This is a genomic window from Bacillus cereus group sp. MG4, from assembly GCF_040460055.1.
GTDB lineage: Bacteria > Bacillota > Bacilli > Bacillales > Bacillaceae_G > Bacillus_A > Bacillus_A wiedmannii.
Window position 1 is genome coordinate 3,585,408 of sequence record NZ_JARVGZ010000001.1, and the last position, 17,189, is coordinate 3,602,596.

Here is a 17,189-nt window from a genome sequence, read left to right on the forward strand (position 1 = left end):
ATCATAGAAATAGTTTTTAGACACACCCTAAAAAGTGGTATTAAAGTATCGAGTATGGAGTTAGATTTAAGTAAGAATGATGCACCGAAAGAGCTTATACATAAAGTTACTGAACAACTAGGGTACCCTCATATATTAATTAATAATGCAGCGTATTCTAAGAATAATGATTTCTCTAATTTGACTGCTGAAGAATTAGATAAGCACTACATGGTAAATGTTCGTGCGACTACGTTGTTAAGTAGTCAATTTGCCCAAGGGTTTGATAAGAAATCTGGTGGTAGAATTGTGAATATGACATCGGGACAATTTAAAGGACCTATGGCAGGAGAACTAGCATATGCAACAACGAAGGGAGCTATTGATGCTCTTACTAGTACGTTGTCAGCTGAAGTAGCTCATTTAGGAATAACAGTGAATGCAATTAACCCAGGTCCAACTAGTACAGGATGGATGACTGAAGAGATAAAGCAAGGATTAAAGCCGATGTTTCCTTTTGGTAGAATTGGTGAGCCAAAGGATGCGGCAAGACTCATTACATTTTTAGTAAGTGAAGAAGCAGAATGGATTACGGGACAAGTTATTCATTCTGAAGGTGGATTTAAAAGATAAAAAGAAGGTATCTCACCCTGGTGAGATACCTTCTTTTTTAATCTTTCTTCAATCTTCGTGCAACACCATTCCCTAAAGATTGTAGCCCTTGAACGAGGATAATTAAAATAAAGACAGTTGCATACATTACTTCAGGTTCGTAGCGTAAATGTCCGAATCGATATGCTAAATCACCAAGACCGCCAGCACCTACAAGTCCAGCCATTGCTGTTGCACCGATTAAACCAATTGTTGCAATTGTTAATCCAAGTACAAGGGAGGGACGAGCTTCTTTCACCATAACGTGCCAAATGATTTTTATAGTAGAAATGCCCATCGCTTGGTAAGCTTCAATAACACCACGATCTACTTCTAATAAAGCTGTCTCCATTAATCGTGCAATATAAGGAGCTGTGAATACGACAAGTGGTACGATAACTCCTTGCACGCCAATGGATGTTCCCATTAGAAACTTTGTAAAAGGTAAAATGAAGAATAATAGAATGATAAATGGAAGAGAGCGAATGATATTAATAATTGTATTAAGGATTGGATAAATGATTTTATTTTCGTGCTGTCCACCAGGTCTCGTTAAAACAAGTGTAACGCCAAGTGGTAATGCAATAAGGATAGAGATGAATAGTGAAATAGATGTCATTTGAAATGTTTGAATGGTTGCTTCCCATATGACTTTACCCCATTCATCCAAAAAGGATTTGTTTCCCATAGTCTGTTCTACCTCCTTCTACGATGATCCCTTGCTCTTGTAAAAAGGATAAAGCGCGGTCTATTTCATTTTTTTCACCCTGCATATGAATGACTAGTTTCCCATATGCTTCATGTTTTAACTGTGTAATATTACCGGATAAAATATTCGGATACACTTGGAAACGTTTTGTAGCAACAGCTAATGCTGGCTCTCCTGAAGCATTCCCTATAAAGGAGAGAGTTACAATTTCACCGGTAGTTTGTAGTTCTTTTTGTACCTCTCCTGGAATTTTAGCTGCAAATGCACTGTTTACAAATTTTTTCGTTGTTACATGTTGTGGGTTTGTGAAGATATCCTTCACAGTCCCGCTTTCGACTACTGCTCCATGTTCCATAACAGCAACTCGGTCACATATACGCTGGATGACATTCATTTCATGTGTAATTAATAAAATTGTAATCCCGATTTCTTCATTAATCTTTAGTAATAGGTCGAGAATAGAATCCGTTGTTTCTGGGTCTAAAGCGCTCGTTGCTTCGTCGCTTAATAACACTTCCGGTTCATGTGATAGTGCACGTGCAATGGCAACACGCTGCTTCTGGCCGCCAGAAAGTTCGCTCGGATATGCATCTTTTCGATTAAAAAGATCGACAATACGTAAATACTTTTCTACCCTTTTTTCAATTTCATTTTTGGGAAGACCAGATAGACGTAAAGGTAATGCGATATTTTCATAAACTGTCACAGTTTTAAGTAAGTTGAATCCTTGAAAAATCATTCCGATTTTTTGTCTCGATTTTGCTAGTTCTTTTGCTGATAAAGTTGTTAAGTTTTGGCCGTTTACAATGATAGTTCCTGTCGTTGGTTTTTCTAATAAATTTACACATCGAATTAATGTACTTTTACCAGCGCCACTATATCCAATGATTCCAAATACTTCGCCCTTTTTTACTTGAAGGGAAGTAGGTTTAAGAGCTTCTACGTTCCCTTTTTTTGTTGTAAATACTTTGGATACATTTTTTAATTCAATCATTATCGTCAGCTCCTACCAAGATGGTAAAACTGAACCATCAAATTTTTTCTCGATAAATTCTTTTACTTCTTTAGATTGATATGCTTTCTTTAATTTATTTACAACAGCATCATCTTTATTTTCAGTACGAACAACGACCCAGTTTACATATGGTGAATCTTTTCCTTCACGGAAAATAGAATCTTTCGCAGGGCTTAATTTTGCACCTAATGCAAAGTTTGTATTAATTGCAGCTGCTTTCACTTCACCTAGCTGTGTTGGTAATTGAGATGCCTCTAATTCAACAATCTTTAAATTTTTCGGGTTTTCAATTACATCTTTTGCAGTCGCTTTTTCTGTAGCCTTCGGATCCACTTTTAAAACACCTGCTTTTTCAAATAGCTTTAAAGCTCGAAGTTCATTCGTTGGGTCATTTGGTACAGCGATTGCGTCGCCCTCTTTTAAATCTTTTACATCTTTTATGTTTTTAGAATATACGCCCATAGGGAATGTTACTGTTGAGAATACTTCCGTTAATTTCATATTACGTTCAGCTTTAAATACGTCTAAATAAGATTTCGTTTGATAGCTATTTACATCAAGACTTTTTTCATCTAGGGATACGTTTGGTGCTACATAATCATTAAATACTTTTACATCAATTTCGAGACCGTCTTTCGCTGCCACTTCTTTTACCTTTTCAAAAATTTGTTCATGCGGTCCACCCGTTACACCGACAGTAATCTTTTTCTCATCTAATGCTTTTACCTCTTTATCAGAATTAGCACCACATGCACCTAACAATAATACCGCTCCACTTACAATGCTCAATAATACTTTTTTCATCTATAGTTCCCCCTTCATATACGTTCCAAAATAAAAAGCACCTCTCAAAAATAAGAGAGGTGCCGAATAGACGAAATAGGTTCCTCTCTTATCTTCCAAAACGAAAACTCGTTTTGCAGGAATTAGCACCTTAGCTTATACGTCATAAGCTCGGTTGCCGGGCATCATCGGGCCAGTCCCTCCGCCACTCTTGATAAGAGTATGTGTATGTAGTTTTTTAATATGGTACTAATAGTAAATCTTACAAAAAGAATTGTCAATGTTATTTTCTGAATATATTTTATTTTAAGGTAATCGAAACATTACCTTTTTTATGCCCTTTTTCTACATATATATGAGCTTCAGCAATTTCTTCTAATCGGTAAGTTCTATCAATAACAGGCTTTAAATGTTCTGCTTCAGTTAGTTTTTTTAGTAGAATCATATCTTCTTTACTTACTTTTGCCATCATTCCATTCACAGATACATATTTCCCATTAGGTGTTAATGCCTTTTCACAAAGGGATTTTTTATGTTTTCCAACTGCATCAAATATAATATCGTAGCGTTCACCCAGCTTAGTAAAATCTTCTTTTGTATAATCAATTACTTTATCGGCTCCTAAAGATTGCACGAGTTCAAAATTTGAATTACTACAAACAGCCGTAACGGTCGTACCGAAATATTTAGCAAGTTGTACAGCAGCTGTTCCTACTGATCCGGAGGCACCATATATGAGCACTTGTTGCCCTTTTTTTATACGGCCCTTTCTCAGGAAATGCAATGCTGAAGTTCCACCAAAAGGAATAACTGCGGCTTCTTCATACGTCACATTGGTAGGTTTTAATGTTATTAATCCACTTTCATGTACGCATGTGTACTCGGCGTAACCACCGAGGTTTAGTTCTGTTAATGCAAAAATCGGATCACCTTTTTTAAATTGAGTTACATCTGTTCCTATTTCTTTGATTTCACCGGATAACTCTACGCCGAGTACAGGTTTTCTCGGTTTTCTGAAACCTAATATGATCCGCATAGGAATCCAAAATAAGAGGGGACTATTAAAACCGCGTATTCTACAATCTCCAGTCGATACACTTGTTGCGTGTATTTTAATTAATACTTCGTTCTTTTTAGGTGTAGGTTTCTCTATATTTTGAAGCTGAAGAACGTTAGGTGGTCCATACTGTGTGCAAATGATCGCCTTCATAATGACCTCCTGAAATGAGTTGTTGTTATTTACATCATATTTAAAACCTTCATTAAACATGTCGCTATATAGCGAATATAGATTAAAAATTATATAGATTTCATAGGAAAGGAGGTGATATTATTTTGGGAAAGGGGGCGACATTATGAAAAAAATTATTTTTGTTTCAAGTTTAGTACTTGCAATCAGTCTAGGGGTAGGGTGTAGTAATGAGAAAACAGCAAAGACGGATGAACCGAAAAAAGAATCAGTTCAAAAAGAAAAGGAATTAGCAGCGAAGGATGTTTTCAAGAAAACGAACGAAGCTTTTAAAAATGAAGAGCATGTAACGATGACATATGGTGTAGGGGTAAAAGCTGAGGGAACAGAGATGGATATATTAAAGGCTAAGATGCAATTGGAGCCAAAGACAAAAAATTCTCGTTCTGAAATGAATATTTCCGGTACAGATGTTGTAGTGTATACTGTGGATGGTAAAGTTGCTGGCGAGGTAAAAAACCCTAATACAGGAGAAGTTATAACCGTACCAGAGGAGCAATTAAACGCTGGTGGAATGAAAGCGACTCAAGATATTATAGATAAGTTAGAAGTACCAGCAGTAGTTTTAGATAAAATGAAGATGGAGAAAAGCGGAGATAAATATAAACTGAAATTTACATTAAAAGGGCAAGAAACAGAAAGTATGTTAACTAGCATGGATGAAACACAGAAGAAAATGTTACAAGCACAAAATGCGAAGATAGAAGAAGTGGATGCAGAATATATCATTACAAAAGATTTTAAATATGAATCAGCAAAGATAGACATGATTATGAGTAGTAGCGGCAAGGATAAAGCACACATTATTACGAACGCAAAATATACGTCGTACGAAAAGTTTGACCCAATACAATTGCCGGCAGCAAAGTAACAGTTTTGATGAGGGGGGGACCTAAAATAAGGTGCCCTCTTTTTTGTATACTTTCTTCATAGGAAAATAGGTACAATATGAAGAGGGAAAACTGTAGAAGAGGAGAGTGTCATTTGAAAAAAAGAAAGATAGCGGTGGTCATTGTGGCTTATACAGTGTTGCTTGCAACATCTGTAAATACATATAAAGAGCAACTAAAGCACCCTATTATGAGCGATGTAGGAAAGTTGCTTCCAACGAAAATTAAACGTGTTGAAAATGCTGAGGATGAACGTTCATTAAAACAGGTAGTGAAAGATGCAAATACTTCTGGAGAGAAAATTTCCATTGCAGGTATGCAACATAGTCAAGGAGGACAGACGTATTATCCGAACGGCACGATGCTTGATATGAAGGGGTATAATAAAATATTAGAATTTGATCCGGAGGAGAAGAGGATTAGGGTGCAAAGCGGTGTCACATGGAATGACATTCAAAAGAAAATCAATCCATATGGTCTTGCGGTTCAAGTAATGCAATCTCAAAACATTTTTACTGTTGGTGGTTCATTAAGTGTGAATGTACATGGGCGTGATATTCGTCATGAAGCATTGATCGATACAGTAGAGTCATTCAGATTGTTAATGGCAGATGGTACGGTACGTAATGTAAGTAGAGAAGAAAATGCAGAGCTATTCCCATATGTCATAGGTGGTTACGGGTTATTTGGTGTCATTTTAGATGTGACATTAAAGTTAACTGATGATGAATTATATGAAATGCATACGAGAATGATAGATTATAAAGAATACACATCTTATTTCAAAGATAAAGTGAAAAGAGATGAAAATGTTCGTATGCACTTAGCCCGTATTTCTGTTGCCCCCAATTCATTTTTAAAAGAGATGTATGTGACAGATTATACATTGGCGAAAAATCAAAATATGAGGGAAGAGCACAGTGAATTAAAAGAGGAAACTATTATAGCTGCACCGAAATTTTTACTCGGATTATCCCGTTATAGCGATTGGGGAAAGAATACATTTTGGGATATACAAAGAAGTTATTTTGAGCGTACAGATGGAGCGTATGAGACGCGAAATAATGTTATGAGGTCAGATAGTGCCTTTATGGAATATGAAAATCCGAATAGAACAGAAGTGTTACAAGAATACTTTGTGCCTATAGATTTCTTCACGGAATACATAGATGATTTACGTAACGTATTAAATGAAGAAGAGTTTAATTTGCTCAATATTACGATTCGTTATGTGGAAAAGAATGAAAATGCAGTTTTATCCTATGCGAAAGATGATATGTTTGCGCTAGTTCTTTTAATTAACCAAGGACGCTCAGAGGATGAAATAAAGAAAACAGAAGATGTCATTCAGAAAATGATTGATGTTACTTTAAAACATAATGGTAGTTATTATTTACCGTACCATTCGTATCCAACGAAGGAGCAGTTAAAGAGGGCTTATCCTCGTATAGAAGAATTTCTTCAGAAGAAAAAAGAAGCGGATCCAAAAGAGAGATTTGTGAATTTATTTTATAGGGAGTATACGAAATGACATATAGAAGATTTGTGGCGTCACAAAGCATAATTATGATGGCAGGAAGTATGGTATTTCCTTTTTACATTCTATTGCTTCGGAATGTTGGGAATAGCTTCTCGCAGTTTGGCTGGGCGTATGGCTTATTTGCTTTAACTTCAGCACTTGTATATCCATTAGTAGGAAAGATGTCTGATCGAGTAGGTGATCAAAAATTATTAATCATATATGCTTGGTCCATGGCAATATTAATGCTTTGTTTCCCGATTGCCACGGAGGTCTGGCATGTTTATATTCTTCAAATTGTAATGGGAGTTTTAGGTGCTGTGCAGCGTAATACCGAGAAGACGTCGTTAGCACGAAAGGTTGTGCAAGAAAATGCTGGTTATGAGATTGGAAAATATCATGTGTGGACATCGATTGGAGGAGCAGTGGCAATTATTGCAACGGGATATTTAGTAGATTTCTTTACGATTGGCACCATTTTTTATATTGCATCCATCTTATATGTAGTGAGTGGGATTGTATTAAGTAGTAAAAAAATATAATCATCCCCATTTTTACCTGAATACCCTTTATTTGTTATACTAAAAGGGAAAATAAAAGAAAAGGGGACATTGCCTTTGATGAAATTTTTAATTTTAGCTATTCTCACTTTGTTTTTGATTCCATGGACAAGAAGCGGTAGTAAACTTCGAGCAGTGGATAAGAAAGGGGATGAGAAGGTTGTAAAGGGCAAGAAATCATCCATTTTAGTTATTCCTGTATTATTTTGGATAGGTATTGCAATCTACGAATATCTTTGGCTAATCGATGATCGAGCAGATTCGATTCTTACCCATTATGCCGTTGCAGTAGCAGTTTTAATTGGGCTTGTTTTATTTTCACAAAAACAAATAGGGAAATTAGAAGGTACGTTAAAGGGACTTCTAATGTTTGTTTTACTCGCAAGTTACGGCTATTTTGGTTATTTACACGATATAGTAATCACGCAAAAAAAATATGATTCTGTTGTGAAGATCGAGAAAGATATTTCAGAGCCGTTTACTGAAAATGATCAACCGTTTACAGTGCCGCCAAAGACAGCGGAGAATAAAATGAAAAAAGTATTTGGGGATATTCCGAAAGTAGCCTATTTTGAGCTCGGGGAATTAACGCCACAAATGGTAAATGGTGAGGCTTTATATGTAGCACCGATTGAAGTTTCAGGCTTTTTTAAAGCACGTAAAGCTGAGACAATTCCAGGGTACGTAACGATGTCAGGTACGAATCCTGATGCGGAAGCGAAACTGCATCTTGGTTATAAAATGAAATATGTGCCGAGCATGTTTTTTGGTAATAAATTAGAACGTGTCGTTCGAAAAGCAGAACCGGATTTGATTTTTAAAGGCAAACCTAAATTCGAAGTTGATGATAAAGGGAAACCGTATTATACAATGACGTACGGTGAATTTATTTCAGGAAGATCTGGATTTGAGGTAGAGGGCGTTGTAGTAGTAGATGCACAAACAGGTGAAGTGAAAAGATATGATAAAGGAAAAGTGCCTAAATTTGTTGATGGTGTATTAAATCACGAGACCGCATCTACATTAAATACGTACTTCGGTAAATATATTCACGGATTTTGGAATACGAAATTCTCGCAAACGGATATGAAGATTCCGACTGAGTGGGGAACGAAAGAAGGAGTTACACCAATTTTCGGTAAGGATGGAACGTTATATTACTTTACTGATTTCACCTCTCCGAAAGAGGGAGTAGATTCTGCGTTAGGTTACTCGCTTATCGATGCGCGTACAGGTAAGTTGTATTACTATAACGGAAAAGAAGTGAAGGGGATTATGGATGGTTCAGCTGCTTCGGAAGTAGTGGATAATTCCTTTAAGAGAGAGAAATGGCATGGAACGATGCCGGTTATTTATAACGTGTATGGTAAACCTTCTTGGATTGTACCTGTTATTGATGACGGGGGATTAGTACGTGCTCATACAGTTATCTATGCTTCTAATGCGAAAATATTTGCAACAGGTTCGACGCAAAAAGAAGCGCTTGAGAATTATAAAAATGCGCTGAGCGGAAGTGGAGATTCATTTAGACCGACTTCAAACGGTAAAGAAGCACAAAAAGAAGGCGTTGTACAACGTGTATATAAAGAAAAATCAGGTGAAAATACAATTGTGTATGTACTGTTAGAGAATGAACAAAAAGTATTTATGATACCGGTGAAGAAATTCCCATATGCTATGTTTACAGAAGTGGGAGATCCAATTCAAATAACATATTTAGATACAGGAGAGGCGATGTCTTCCGTATCTAAATTTACAAATAGCAATTTGAAAAAGTAAAGCGATAGAAATTCTATCGCTTTTTTTTACGGTATGAAACAGGAAAATGCACTATACTTGACGTATGTTTATGTTGTAACTATAATTGTTACGATTTAGTATTTATCGGAAAGGGTGAACGGAAAAAGTGAATGGAGTTAATCACGAAATATATAAACCTGTAAAGACAAATAGGTTATGGATGATTCTTGTATTAGGGACACTTACGGCGATTGGGCCATTATCTATTGATATGTATTTGCCTTCTTTACCAAAATTAACAGATGATTTACAAACAGGCGCATCTCTTGCACAGCTTACATTGACAGCTTGTTTGCTTGGGCTTTCAGTAGGACAATTATTTGTTGGTTCAATTAGTGACATTTACGGAAGGCGCAAACCTCTTATTATCGCTCTTATTATTTATGTTGCTTCTTCTTTACTTTGTGCTATTGCACCATCTATTTGGAGTTTAGTGTTATTGCGCTTCTTACAAGGGGCTTCAGGATCGGCTGGGATTGTTATATCACGTGCAATGGTACGTGACATGTATTCAGGTTCTGAAATGACGAAGTTTTTCTCACTGCTCATGTTAGTAAACGGAGCAGCACCCATTTTGGCACCGATTATTGGGGGACAATTACTACAGTTCACAACATGGCGCGGTGTCTTCATCGTTCTCGGAGCAATTAGTGTATTCATGTTAATATCAGCTACTTTCGTATTACGTGAAACATTACTTCCTGAAGAAAGAGAAACAGGTGGTTTGTCAGGGACATTGGCGACGTATGGAAAACTGTTAAAAGATCGTTTGTTTATGGGATATGCATTATCACAAGGGCTAGTAACGGCGGCGATGTTTGCTTACATTTCAGGCTCACCATTTGTGTTGCAGAACATATACGGAGCATCACCACAGCAATTTAGCTTATTCTTTGCGATTAACGGTATCGGTATTATTATTGCTAGTCAGGTTACGGGCCGTTTAGCAGGGAAAGTGAATGAGAAAACGTTATTCGTTTCCGGTATTATTATTGCAGCCGTTGGTGGTTTATCTTTACTACTGACAATCTTACTAGGAATAGGTTTAATTGGTGTTTTATGCTCGTTATTCCTTGTTGTATCAAGTGTCGGGGTTGTATCAACAACTGGGTTCTCATTAGCGATGAGAAATCAGAAACAAGCTGCAGGAACGGCATCGGCTTTATTAGGTTTATTACAGTTTATTTCAGGAGCACTTGTTGCACCATTAGTAGGTATTGGCGGAAGCAATACCGCATTACCGATGGGGGTTGTGATAGCTCTTTGTGAAATTGGTGCTGTGTTATGTTATCTATTTATGGCCAGAAGAAGTGAGAAGCAGTTTGAACTGCAACAAAGACAAAATTTAGAAGCTTAAATTATAAAAAAGAGGTGATTCAAATATTTTTGAATCACCTCTTTTTTCATTTCTTTGAAATAACTCATACAGCTTTGTAAGGTGATGCAAAAGTTATTTGCATAAAGTGACGATACTGTGACAAAAATGTAGGCATGTATATTAAGGTAGCGTCTTAAGTGTAAAAAGTAGGATGTTCTCGGTATAATAACAAGTGGAGATAAAAGAAACTATAATGAGTAGTAGCTGTAGATAAAAGGAGAAGAAGAGATGAAGAAGGTTTTGGGTATTGCTGTAATGGGAAGTATGATCCTTCTAGCAGGATGTAATGGAAATAAAGATACGAAAGAACCGAAAGAAAAGGTAGAGCAATCTACTGAGCAAACAGAAGAGATGAAAGAATACCGTGCAGTACATGAAAAATACGATATGAAAATGAATAAAGAAATTAATAAAGCACTACAGTTATTTGAAGTGGCAAAAGAAAAGGGCGGTAAGGAAATAACGAATGCTACATATAAAGAGGATGTGCAAAAGGTAACGACTAGCATGTTAGAGGATATTGATAATATACGTAAAGAAATTCGTGTTCCAAAGTCGAAAGAGCAAGAACATGAGGTATACGCTGGTTTCTTGAATGAATCGGAACAAGCAATGAAAAAATTACAGAAGTTAGCTAAAGAAGAAGATTCATCATTGATTCGTGATATAGAAATTAACTTTGCAACAGCATCAACATACTATAAACGTTTTCAAGCAGAAACGAAAAAATAACTTTGCGTACGCGCAAGGTTATTTTTTCTTCTTACCATCTCCGTCTTAACCATCGGATACTAATACCTTCTGTTCTTCGTGAAATGCAGAGATTGTTTGTCCGGTAATATTATCGAATGGAGTATAAAAAGAAGTGATACGTTTCTTTTTAATAAAGAGTTTATAGAAGCCGATGATGACAAGTATAACGATTGTTAATGGTAATCCTATAGTAGCAAGAAGTAAGGGATCCATTTTATAACTCCTTTAATACAATTTCTTTTTATTATAAGTGAAAGATTGTAATTTCAATAACTAATATAACAGAAAACTGATTTTTCTAAATATACCCAATTTGATTGACTTTTCATTTTTTCAGAATTATAATTCAAAATATACAATTTGAACCAAATAATAATATAGCAATTTACTTATCCAGAGAGGTAGAGGGACTGGCCCTATGACACCTCAGCAGCGGGTTCTGTAACAGGAACACCGTGCTAATTCCAGCAAGCAAGTCTTGAAAGATAAGTGATGGGCCTTCGTTTATTAAGCCTTGATCTTATTTGTTAAGATCAAGGCTTTTGGTGTTTTAAGAAGAGGAAAGGGAGTAATGGGAAAGATACGTTAATAAAACAAAGTAAATTTATGAGTTTAGGGGGTTATAGGAGTGTATGTTGTTAAAAAACTATCAGTTATGGTGTTTACACTATGGATTATTACAACAGTAACATTTTTGATTATGCACATTATTCCGGGGGATCCATTTTCATCGGATGCAAAGATCTTTCCGGCGGAAGTTGTGCAGAACATGAGGGCAAAGTATCACCTTGATGAACCGCTATGGAATCAATATGTTGCTTATTTAGACGGCGTAGTTCATTTTGATTTTGGTGAATCTGTTCAATCGACGGGGCAAGGTGTATCAGAAATTATAACGACAGGATTTGGTCCATCAGCGATCATCGGCTTACAAGCACTTGTTATTTCATTGTTAGTCGGAATTGCAGCAGGTACATTTGCTGCTCTCTATCACGGGAGAGTAATTGATTATAGTGTGAGTTTACTTGCGATTCTTGGCATATCTATTCCAAGTTTTATTTTAGCACCATTATTTATACAAGTATTTGCTATACAATTTGAACTTTTACCAGTAGCGTCTTGGGGCACATTTGAACATACGGTATTACCGTCATTCGCATTAGCATTAGGGCCAATCGCGGTTATTACAAGATTTGTTCGCTCTAATATGATTGAAGTTTTGCAGAGTGATTATATTAAGCTAGCGGGAGCGAAAGGTATACCAATTAAGAAGATTATTATAAGGCATGCCCTTCGAAATGCAATTGTTCCAGTACTAACGTTTGTTGGACCGTTAATGGCTGGGCTTTTAACAGGAACTTTCATTATTGAAAAGATCTTTGCGATTCCCGGTCTCGGAAAATATTTTGTAGATAGTATTTTTAACCGAGATTATCCAGTAATTATGGGAACAACAATTTTCTATAGTGCATTATTAATTTCTTGTATTTTCATTACAGATATTATTCACCGTATTGTTGATCCGCGTATTCGTTCTATTACGTAAGGAGGGGGGCATTTAAATGGGAGCTTATGAAATCAATAAACAGCTATTAACGAATGAAGAGAAAAAAGAATTAACGATAAATAAAGAGCAGCAAACGATTAGCCGAAAAAAAGAAGTGTTTCGTAAGTTTGTATCAAATCCGATCGCAGTTTTAGGGGCGGTGACATTATTACTCATTATTATTTTCTCTCTTATCGGTGAAAGTTTAACCCCTTTTACCGCGAGTGAACAAGTAAAAGAGGCGACAAATTTACCTCCTAGTAGTGAGCATTGGTTCGGAACAGATGATTTAGGTCGGGATATTTGGGCACGTACTTGGGCTGGTGGGAAAATTTCATTAGTAGTTGGATTAATAGCGGCTGTTCTTGATATAGGACTTGGTGTACTGATTGGGGGATTTAGTGGATATGTGAGAGGGCGTAATCGCCTTGGAACGTTAATTGATGAGTGGATTGTACGAGGGATTGAAGTATTATACGGTATTCCATATTTATTAATTGTTATTTTACTACTAATCATTATGAAACCAGGACTTTTTACAATTATTATTGCCCTTGCATTAACAGGGTGGATTGGTATGGCACGTCTCGTTAGGGCGCAAGTCTTATCTTTAAAGCAAAGAGAATTTGTTATTGCAGCAGAGCGATTAGGTACATCGCATATGAAGATTATATACGGACATATCATTCCGAACTTAACAGGCATTATTATCGTAAATTTATCATTCACAATTCCCGCAGCTATTTTCTCAGAATCATTTTTAAGTTTTATCGGACTCGGGGTACAATCACCAGCAGCGAGCTGGGGGACGATGACGAATGATGCGCTCGGGACACTATTAAGTGGGGAATGGTGGCAACTTTTCTTCCCATCGCTGATGATTGCGCTCATCATGTTCGCATTTAATGCAATTGGTGATGGTTTGCAAGATGCAATTGATCCAAAAATCTTCAAACGGAATCGAAAGGAGAAAAGACATGGGACAGCTCTTATCTTTAGAAAACGTAACATTGGCCGTTGAAAAAGAGAATAGTAAGCAAGCAATTGTGAAGCATGTTTCCTTTTCTATTAACGAAGGTGAAATCGTTGCACTTGTAGGAGAAAGTGGTTCAGGAAAAAGTGTTACAGCACAATCTATTGTCGGATTAAATCAAGAATCTATTCACATCGATGACGGAAGCATCTCTTTCCAATCTCAAGGATTAACGAATTTACAAGAATCAGAATGGAATCAAATTCGAGGGAAAGACATTTCGTTTATCTTTCAAGACCCTCTGTCCTCTTTAAATCCGACGATGAAAGTAGGAAGGCAAATTACAGAGGTGATTTTGCAACATGAGAAAAAGTCGAAAAGAGAAGCAAAAGAAATTGCGATTAATTTATTAACGGATTTAGGGATACATGAAGCAGAGAAACGTTTTGAACAGTACCCACATCAATTAAGCGGAGGTATGAGACAACGTATTTGTTTAGCGATTGCGTTTGCTTGTCATCCAAAGCTCGTTATTGCAGATGAGCCTACAACTGCATTAGATGTAACGATTCAAAAGCAAATTATGGGGTTATTAAAAGAGCGAAAAGAAAAACAAAATACGAGTATTTTATTAATTACACACGATTTGGCACTTGTACGTGAAGTAGCAGATCGAGTAGTTGTGATGTACGGGGGACGTGTTGTTGAAAAAGGGACGATACAAGAAGTGATAGGTTCACCTAAGCACCCATATACGAAAAGTTTATTGCAAGCGATTCCGAATATGGATGATTCCGAAAAGGTACTTAGGGCTATTGAGGGAACAACACCATCAATTGAAACGCTAAATAGCTTTGGCTGTCCTTTTGTCAATCGTTGCCCGGTGGCAATCAAAGAATGTATTCATCGTTTTCCAGAGAGAACAACATATTCTGGGGAGCATAGCTCACATTGCTGGCAGCATGTTCTTGAGCATAACGAAGCAAAATCAAAAGAGAAGGTGAATGCTTCATGACGACAGATTTAATTACTGTAAAGCAAGTAACGAAAACGTATGGAAGTAAAAAGAAAGAAATCATAGCGCTAAAAGATATATCACTTTCTATCCCGAAAGGAACGACGCTCGGAATTATTGGAGAAAGTGGTTCAGGAAAGACAACACTTGGTAAGCTCATAGCTGGGATCGAGAGCCCAACGTCTGGTCAAATTGATTATAACGGTCAAGTTGTTCACAAGTTGAAGTCAGCTCATAAGCGAGATTTCTTGCAGAAAGTACAATTCATTTTTCAAGATTCAACAGCTGCATTAAATCCGCGCTGGAAAGTACGCGATAGCGTAACAGAAGGATATATTTCATTCGGTTTAGGTGATAAAGAATTGAAAGATAAGGTGGCAGGTGATGCGCTAGAACGTGTTGGATTAGATAGGCGATATATTGATCGATACCCACACGAATTTAGCGGAGGACAACGTCAACGGATCGCTATTGCAAGGGCGTTATTATGTGAGCCAGAAGTATTAATCCTGGATGAACCAATTTCTGCATTAGATGTTTCACTTCAAATCCAAATTGTGCACTTGTTGCAAAAGATTCAAAAGGAACAAGGCTATACATATTTATTTATCGCACATGATTTACCGATGGTTCACTACTTATGTGAAAAAGTGGCTGTCTTATATAAAGGAGAACTTGTTGAATTTGGAAATACGGATGAAGTGTTCCGTAATCCTCAACATTCTTATACAAAAACATTATTAGCATCAACACCAAAAATTTTAGGTTAAAGGGGAATGTAAGATGAAGAAGTTTTTATTATTTGTCATTATGACCGTATTAGCAATTACTTCTGTCGCTTGTGGCAAGAAAGATACTTCAAAAGCAAGTGCTAGTAAAGGAGACCGCTTTGTAACGAATCTTGGTAGTGATCCTTATACGCTAGATTCAGCAATTTCAACGGATAATAACTCTAATTATGTAATTGAGCACTTATTTGCAACTTTGTACAGACAGACAACTGACGGGAAGTTTGAAAAGGATTTAGTAGAGAAAGAGGAAGCTGGAGCGGATGGAAAAGAGTATACATTCTATTTGAAAAAAGGATTAAAATGGTCTGATGGCTCCCCGTTAACAGCAAAAGATTTTGAATTTGCTTGGAAGAGAATATTAAATCCTAAAACGGGTTCTATGAATGCAACAGAACTATATTTCATTAAAGGTGGAGAAGCATTTAATACAGGGAAAGGTGCAGAAGATGCAGTAGGAATTCAAGCGGTAGATGATGTAACTTTAAAGCTACAATTTGAACATCCGGTAACATCTATTAAACGAACATTATCCCAGTCGTTATATATTCCACTTAATAAAAAATCTATTGATGAAAAAGGTAAACTAAAAGTAGATCCAAAAGAATTAATTACAAATGGTCCTTTCACATTGAAAGAATGGAAGCATAATCAAGCGATTATTTTAGAAAAAAATAAAGAGTTTCATGATAAAAAAGTAGCATCAAAAGAAATTGAATTCCGTATTATCCCTGAAGGTAAAACAGCGTATCAATTATATAAATCTGGAGAATTAGATTTACTATCTCACATACCAACAGATTTAGTTGAAAAAGAACAAAATAATAAAGAGTTTAAAAAAATGCAAGACTACTCAACTCATATTTACTCGTTTAATTCAGAGAAGCCACCGTTTACAAACGCAAAAATTCGTAAAGCTTTTGCAATAGCTGTAGATCGTAAGTTTATCGTAGAGAAAATATTAAAGAATAATGCAAAAGAAGCATATGGTTTTGTACCAGAAGGAGCAAAAACAGAAGGTGGCCGCGACTTCCGTAAAGAGAAAGGTGATTATTTTAAATATGACCCTACAGTAGCTAAGACGTTATTAGAAGAAGGATGGACTACTCTTCCAGAAGTGACAGTGAAATATTCAGATAAGAAGAAAATAGCTGAAACACTTCAAGAGATGTTTAAGAAAAATCTTGGTGTAGATGTAAAAATAGAAGGTAAAGAGTGGAAAAGTTATATTGATATGTATAAACAAAGTGACTTCCAAATTGCATATATGGGATGGGGAGGATCTACATTAGATCCAGCTGCACAATTAGAAATTTATGCAGGTGATGGACCAAATAACTATGCAAAATGGTTTAATAAAGACTTCGATAATTTAATTAATCAAGCAAAATTAGAACAAGACGAAAATAAACGCTTTGACTTATTACATCAAGCAGAAGATATTATGTTTACAGAATATCCTTTAATCCCACTTGTATTCCCAACAGATTCTTATTTACAAAAATCATCTGTATCTGGATTAGAATACTACGTAGGATCTCAACCGAGCTTACGATATGCTAAAAAATAAAATAAAGAAGT

16 protein-coding genes, 1 pseudogene and 2 riboswitches are annotated in these 17,189 nt (G+C 36.2%); of the genes and pseudogenes, 12 read left to right on the top strand and 5 right to left on the bottom strand.

Features of this window, described 5'->3' with window-relative positions; all coding sequences use genetic code 11:
• Positions 1 to 27: 27 nt before the first annotated feature.
• Positions 28 to 612: pseudogene (locus tag QCI41_RS18945) on the top strand (SDR family oxidoreductase); the annotation flags it as partial.
• Positions 613 to 649: 37 nt separating this feature from the next.
• Here the strand turns inward: QCI41_RS18945 and QCI41_RS18950 are convergent.
• The 4 genes from QCI41_RS18950 to QCI41_RS18965 all read right to left on the bottom strand — a co-directional run bounded on the left by QCI41_RS18950 (position 650) and on the right by QCI41_RS18965 (position 4,347).
• Positions 650 to 1,318, bottom strand: coding sequence for a methionine ABC transporter permease (locus QCI41_RS18950; protein ID WP_016089651.1), 669 nt, complete (start codon positions 1,316 to 1,318; stop codon positions 650 to 652).
• The gene (locus QCI41_RS18955) at positions 1,293 to 2,333 is read right to left on the bottom strand and encodes a methionine ABC transporter ATP-binding protein (RefSeq protein WP_353836934.1); all 1,041 of its coding nucleotides are present in this window, start codon (positions 2,331 to 2,333) and stop codon (positions 1,293 to 1,295) included. The genes QCI41_RS18950 and QCI41_RS18955 overlap by 26 nt, the downstream gene beginning before the upstream one ends.
• A gap of 12 nt (positions 2,334 to 2,345) precedes the next feature.
• A complete protein-coding gene (locus tag QCI41_RS18960) occupies positions 2,346 to 3,158 on the bottom strand; it encodes a MetQ/NlpA family ABC transporter substrate-binding protein (RefSeq protein ID WP_046956629.1) in 813 nt (270 codons plus the stop codon).
• A gap of 85 nt (positions 3,159 to 3,243) precedes the next feature.
• Positions 3,244 to 3,358, bottom strand: a riboswitch (SAM riboswitch).
• A gap of 80 nt (positions 3,359 to 3,438) precedes the next feature.
• Positions 3,439 to 4,347, bottom strand: a complete 909-nt coding sequence (locus QCI41_RS18965) for an NAD(P)-dependent alcohol dehydrogenase (RefSeq protein WP_353836933.1) — start codon at positions 4,345 to 4,347, stop codon at positions 3,439 to 3,441.
• Between the two features lie 145 nt (positions 4,348 to 4,492).
• On the opposite strand from QCI41_RS18965, the gene QCI41_RS18970 reads away from it, so the two are divergent.
• From QCI41_RS18970 to QCI41_RS18995, 6 genes are all read left to right on the top strand, one after another.
• Positions 4,493 to 5,257 carry a hypothetical protein gene (locus tag QCI41_RS18970; RefSeq protein WP_353836932.1) on the top strand — a complete coding sequence of 255 codons (765 nt, stop codon included), beginning with the start codon at positions 4,493 to 4,495 and terminating at the stop codon, positions 5,255 to 5,257.
• A gap of 113 nt (positions 5,258 to 5,370) precedes the next feature.
• Positions 5,371 to 6,807 (top strand): FAD-binding protein, encoded by a 1,437-nt coding sequence (locus QCI41_RS18975; RefSeq protein ID WP_353836931.1) that lies wholly within the window; start codon positions 5,371 to 5,373, stop codon positions 6,805 to 6,807.
• Positions 6,804 to 7,337 (top strand): MFS transporter, encoded by a 534-nt coding sequence (locus QCI41_RS18980; RefSeq protein ID WP_000222364.1) that lies wholly within the window; start codon positions 6,804 to 6,806, stop codon positions 7,335 to 7,337. Before QCI41_RS18975 ends, QCI41_RS18980 begins: the two co-directional genes overlap by 4 nt.
• Positions 7,338 to 7,415: 78 nt before the next feature.
• On the top strand, positions 7,416 to 9,134 hold the full coding sequence (locus tag QCI41_RS18985; RefSeq protein ID WP_353838817.1) for a DUF3981 domain-containing protein: 1,719 nt from the start codon (positions 7,416 to 7,418) through the stop codon (positions 9,132 to 9,134).
• Between the two features lie 127 nt (positions 9,135 to 9,261).
• A complete protein-coding gene (locus QCI41_RS18990; protein ID WP_353836930.1) occupies positions 9,262 to 10,512 on the top strand; it encodes a multidrug effflux MFS transporter in 1,251 nt (416 codons plus the stop codon).
• A gap of 249 nt (positions 10,513 to 10,761) precedes the next feature.
• The gene (locus QCI41_RS18995; RefSeq protein WP_000756533.1) at positions 10,762 to 11,265 is read left to right on the top strand and encodes a hypothetical protein; all 504 of its coding nucleotides are present in this window, start codon (positions 10,762 to 10,764) and stop codon (positions 11,263 to 11,265) included.
• A 45-nt stretch (positions 11,266 to 11,310) separates the two neighbouring features.
• Here the strand turns inward: QCI41_RS18995 and QCI41_RS19000 are convergent, their stop codons facing one another.
• Complete coding sequence (locus QCI41_RS19000) at positions 11,311 to 11,499, bottom strand: DUF3951 domain-containing protein (protein ID WP_353836929.1); 189 nt, start codon at positions 11,497 to 11,499, stop codon at positions 11,311 to 11,313.
• Positions 11,500 to 11,672: 173 nt separating this feature from the next.
• Positions 11,673 to 11,778: riboswitch (SAM riboswitch) on the top strand.
• Between the two features lie 136 nt (positions 11,779 to 11,914).
• On the opposite strand from QCI41_RS19000, the gene QCI41_RS19005 reads away from it, so the two are divergent.
• The 5 genes from QCI41_RS19005 to QCI41_RS19025 are packed head-to-tail and all read left to right on the top strand — an operon-like array spanning position 11,915 to position 17,178.
• Complete coding sequence (locus QCI41_RS19005; protein ID WP_353836928.1) at positions 11,915 to 12,832, top strand: ABC transporter permease; 918 nt, start codon at positions 11,915 to 11,917, stop codon at positions 12,830 to 12,832.
• 16 nt (positions 12,833 to 12,848) lie between these two features.
• Positions 12,849 to 13,853, top strand: coding sequence for an ABC transporter permease (locus QCI41_RS19010; RefSeq protein ID WP_353836927.1), 1,005 nt, complete (start codon positions 12,849 to 12,851; stop codon positions 13,851 to 13,853).
• The gene (locus tag QCI41_RS19015) at positions 13,810 to 14,820 is read left to right on the top strand and encodes an ABC transporter ATP-binding protein (protein WP_075312854.1); all 1,011 of its coding nucleotides are present in this window, start codon (positions 13,810 to 13,812) and stop codon (positions 14,818 to 14,820) included. Before QCI41_RS19010 ends, QCI41_RS19015 begins: the two co-directional genes overlap by 44 nt.
• Positions 14,817 to 15,590, top strand: a complete 774-nt coding sequence (locus QCI41_RS19020; RefSeq protein ID WP_353836926.1) for an ABC transporter ATP-binding protein — start codon at positions 14,817 to 14,819, stop codon at positions 15,588 to 15,590. The genes QCI41_RS19015 and QCI41_RS19020 overlap by 4 nt, the downstream gene beginning before the upstream one ends.
• 13 nt (positions 15,591 to 15,603) lie before the next feature.
• Entirely contained in the window at positions 15,604 to 17,178 is a 1,575-nt protein-coding gene (locus QCI41_RS19025) for a peptide ABC transporter substrate-binding protein (protein WP_353836925.1), read from the top strand.
• Positions 17,179 to 17,189 lie beyond the last annotated feature (11 nt).

What these genes read in the sequence shown, in the direction of transcription:
- QCI41_RS18955 (WP_353836934.1), bottom strand. Translation starts at nt 2,333, where the DNA reads ATGATTGAATTAAAAAATGTATCCAAAGTATTTACAACAAAAAAAGGG.
- QCI41_RS19015 (WP_075312854.1), top strand. Translation starts at nt 13,810, where the DNA reads ATGGGACAGCTCTTATCTTTAGAAAACGTAACATTGGCCGTTGAAAAA.
- QCI41_RS18970 (WP_353836932.1), top strand. Translation starts at nt 4,493, where the DNA reads ATGAAAAAAATTATTTTTGTTTCAAGTTTAGTACTTGCAATCAGTCTA.
- QCI41_RS18950 (WP_016089651.1), bottom strand. Translation starts at nt 1,318, where the DNA reads ATGGGAAACAAATCCTTTTTGGATGAATGGGGTAAAGTCATATGGGAA.
- QCI41_RS18980 (WP_000222364.1), top strand. Translation starts at nt 6,804, where the DNA reads ATGACATATAGAAGATTTGTGGCGTCACAAAGCATAATTATGATGGCA.
- QCI41_RS19000 (WP_353836929.1), bottom strand. Translation starts at nt 11,499, where the DNA reads ATGGATCCCTTACTTCTTGCTACTATAGGATTACCATTAACAATCGTT.
- QCI41_RS19025 (WP_353836925.1), top strand. Translation starts at nt 15,604, where the DNA reads ATGAAGAAGTTTTTATTATTTGTCATTATGACCGTATTAGCAATTACT.
- QCI41_RS18960 (WP_046956629.1), bottom strand. Translation starts at nt 3,158, where the DNA reads ATGAAAAAAGTATTATTGAGCATTGTAAGTGGAGCGGTATTATTGTTA.
- QCI41_RS18995 (WP_000756533.1), top strand. Translation starts at nt 10,762, where the DNA reads ATGAAGAAGGTTTTGGGTATTGCTGTAATGGGAAGTATGATCCTTCTA.
- QCI41_RS18965 (WP_353836933.1), bottom strand. Translation starts at nt 4,347, where the DNA reads ATGAAGGCGATCATTTGCACACAGTATGGACCACCTAACGTTCTTCAG.
- QCI41_RS19020 (WP_353836926.1), top strand. Translation starts at nt 14,817, where the DNA reads ATGACGACAGATTTAATTACTGTAAAGCAAGTAACGAAAACGTATGGA.
- QCI41_RS19010 (WP_353836927.1), top strand. Translation starts at nt 12,849, where the DNA reads ATGGGAGCTTATGAAATCAATAAACAGCTATTAACGAATGAAGAGAAA.
- QCI41_RS18985 (WP_353838817.1), top strand. Translation starts at nt 7,416, where the DNA reads ATGAAATTTTTAATTTTAGCTATTCTCACTTTGTTTTTGATTCCATGG.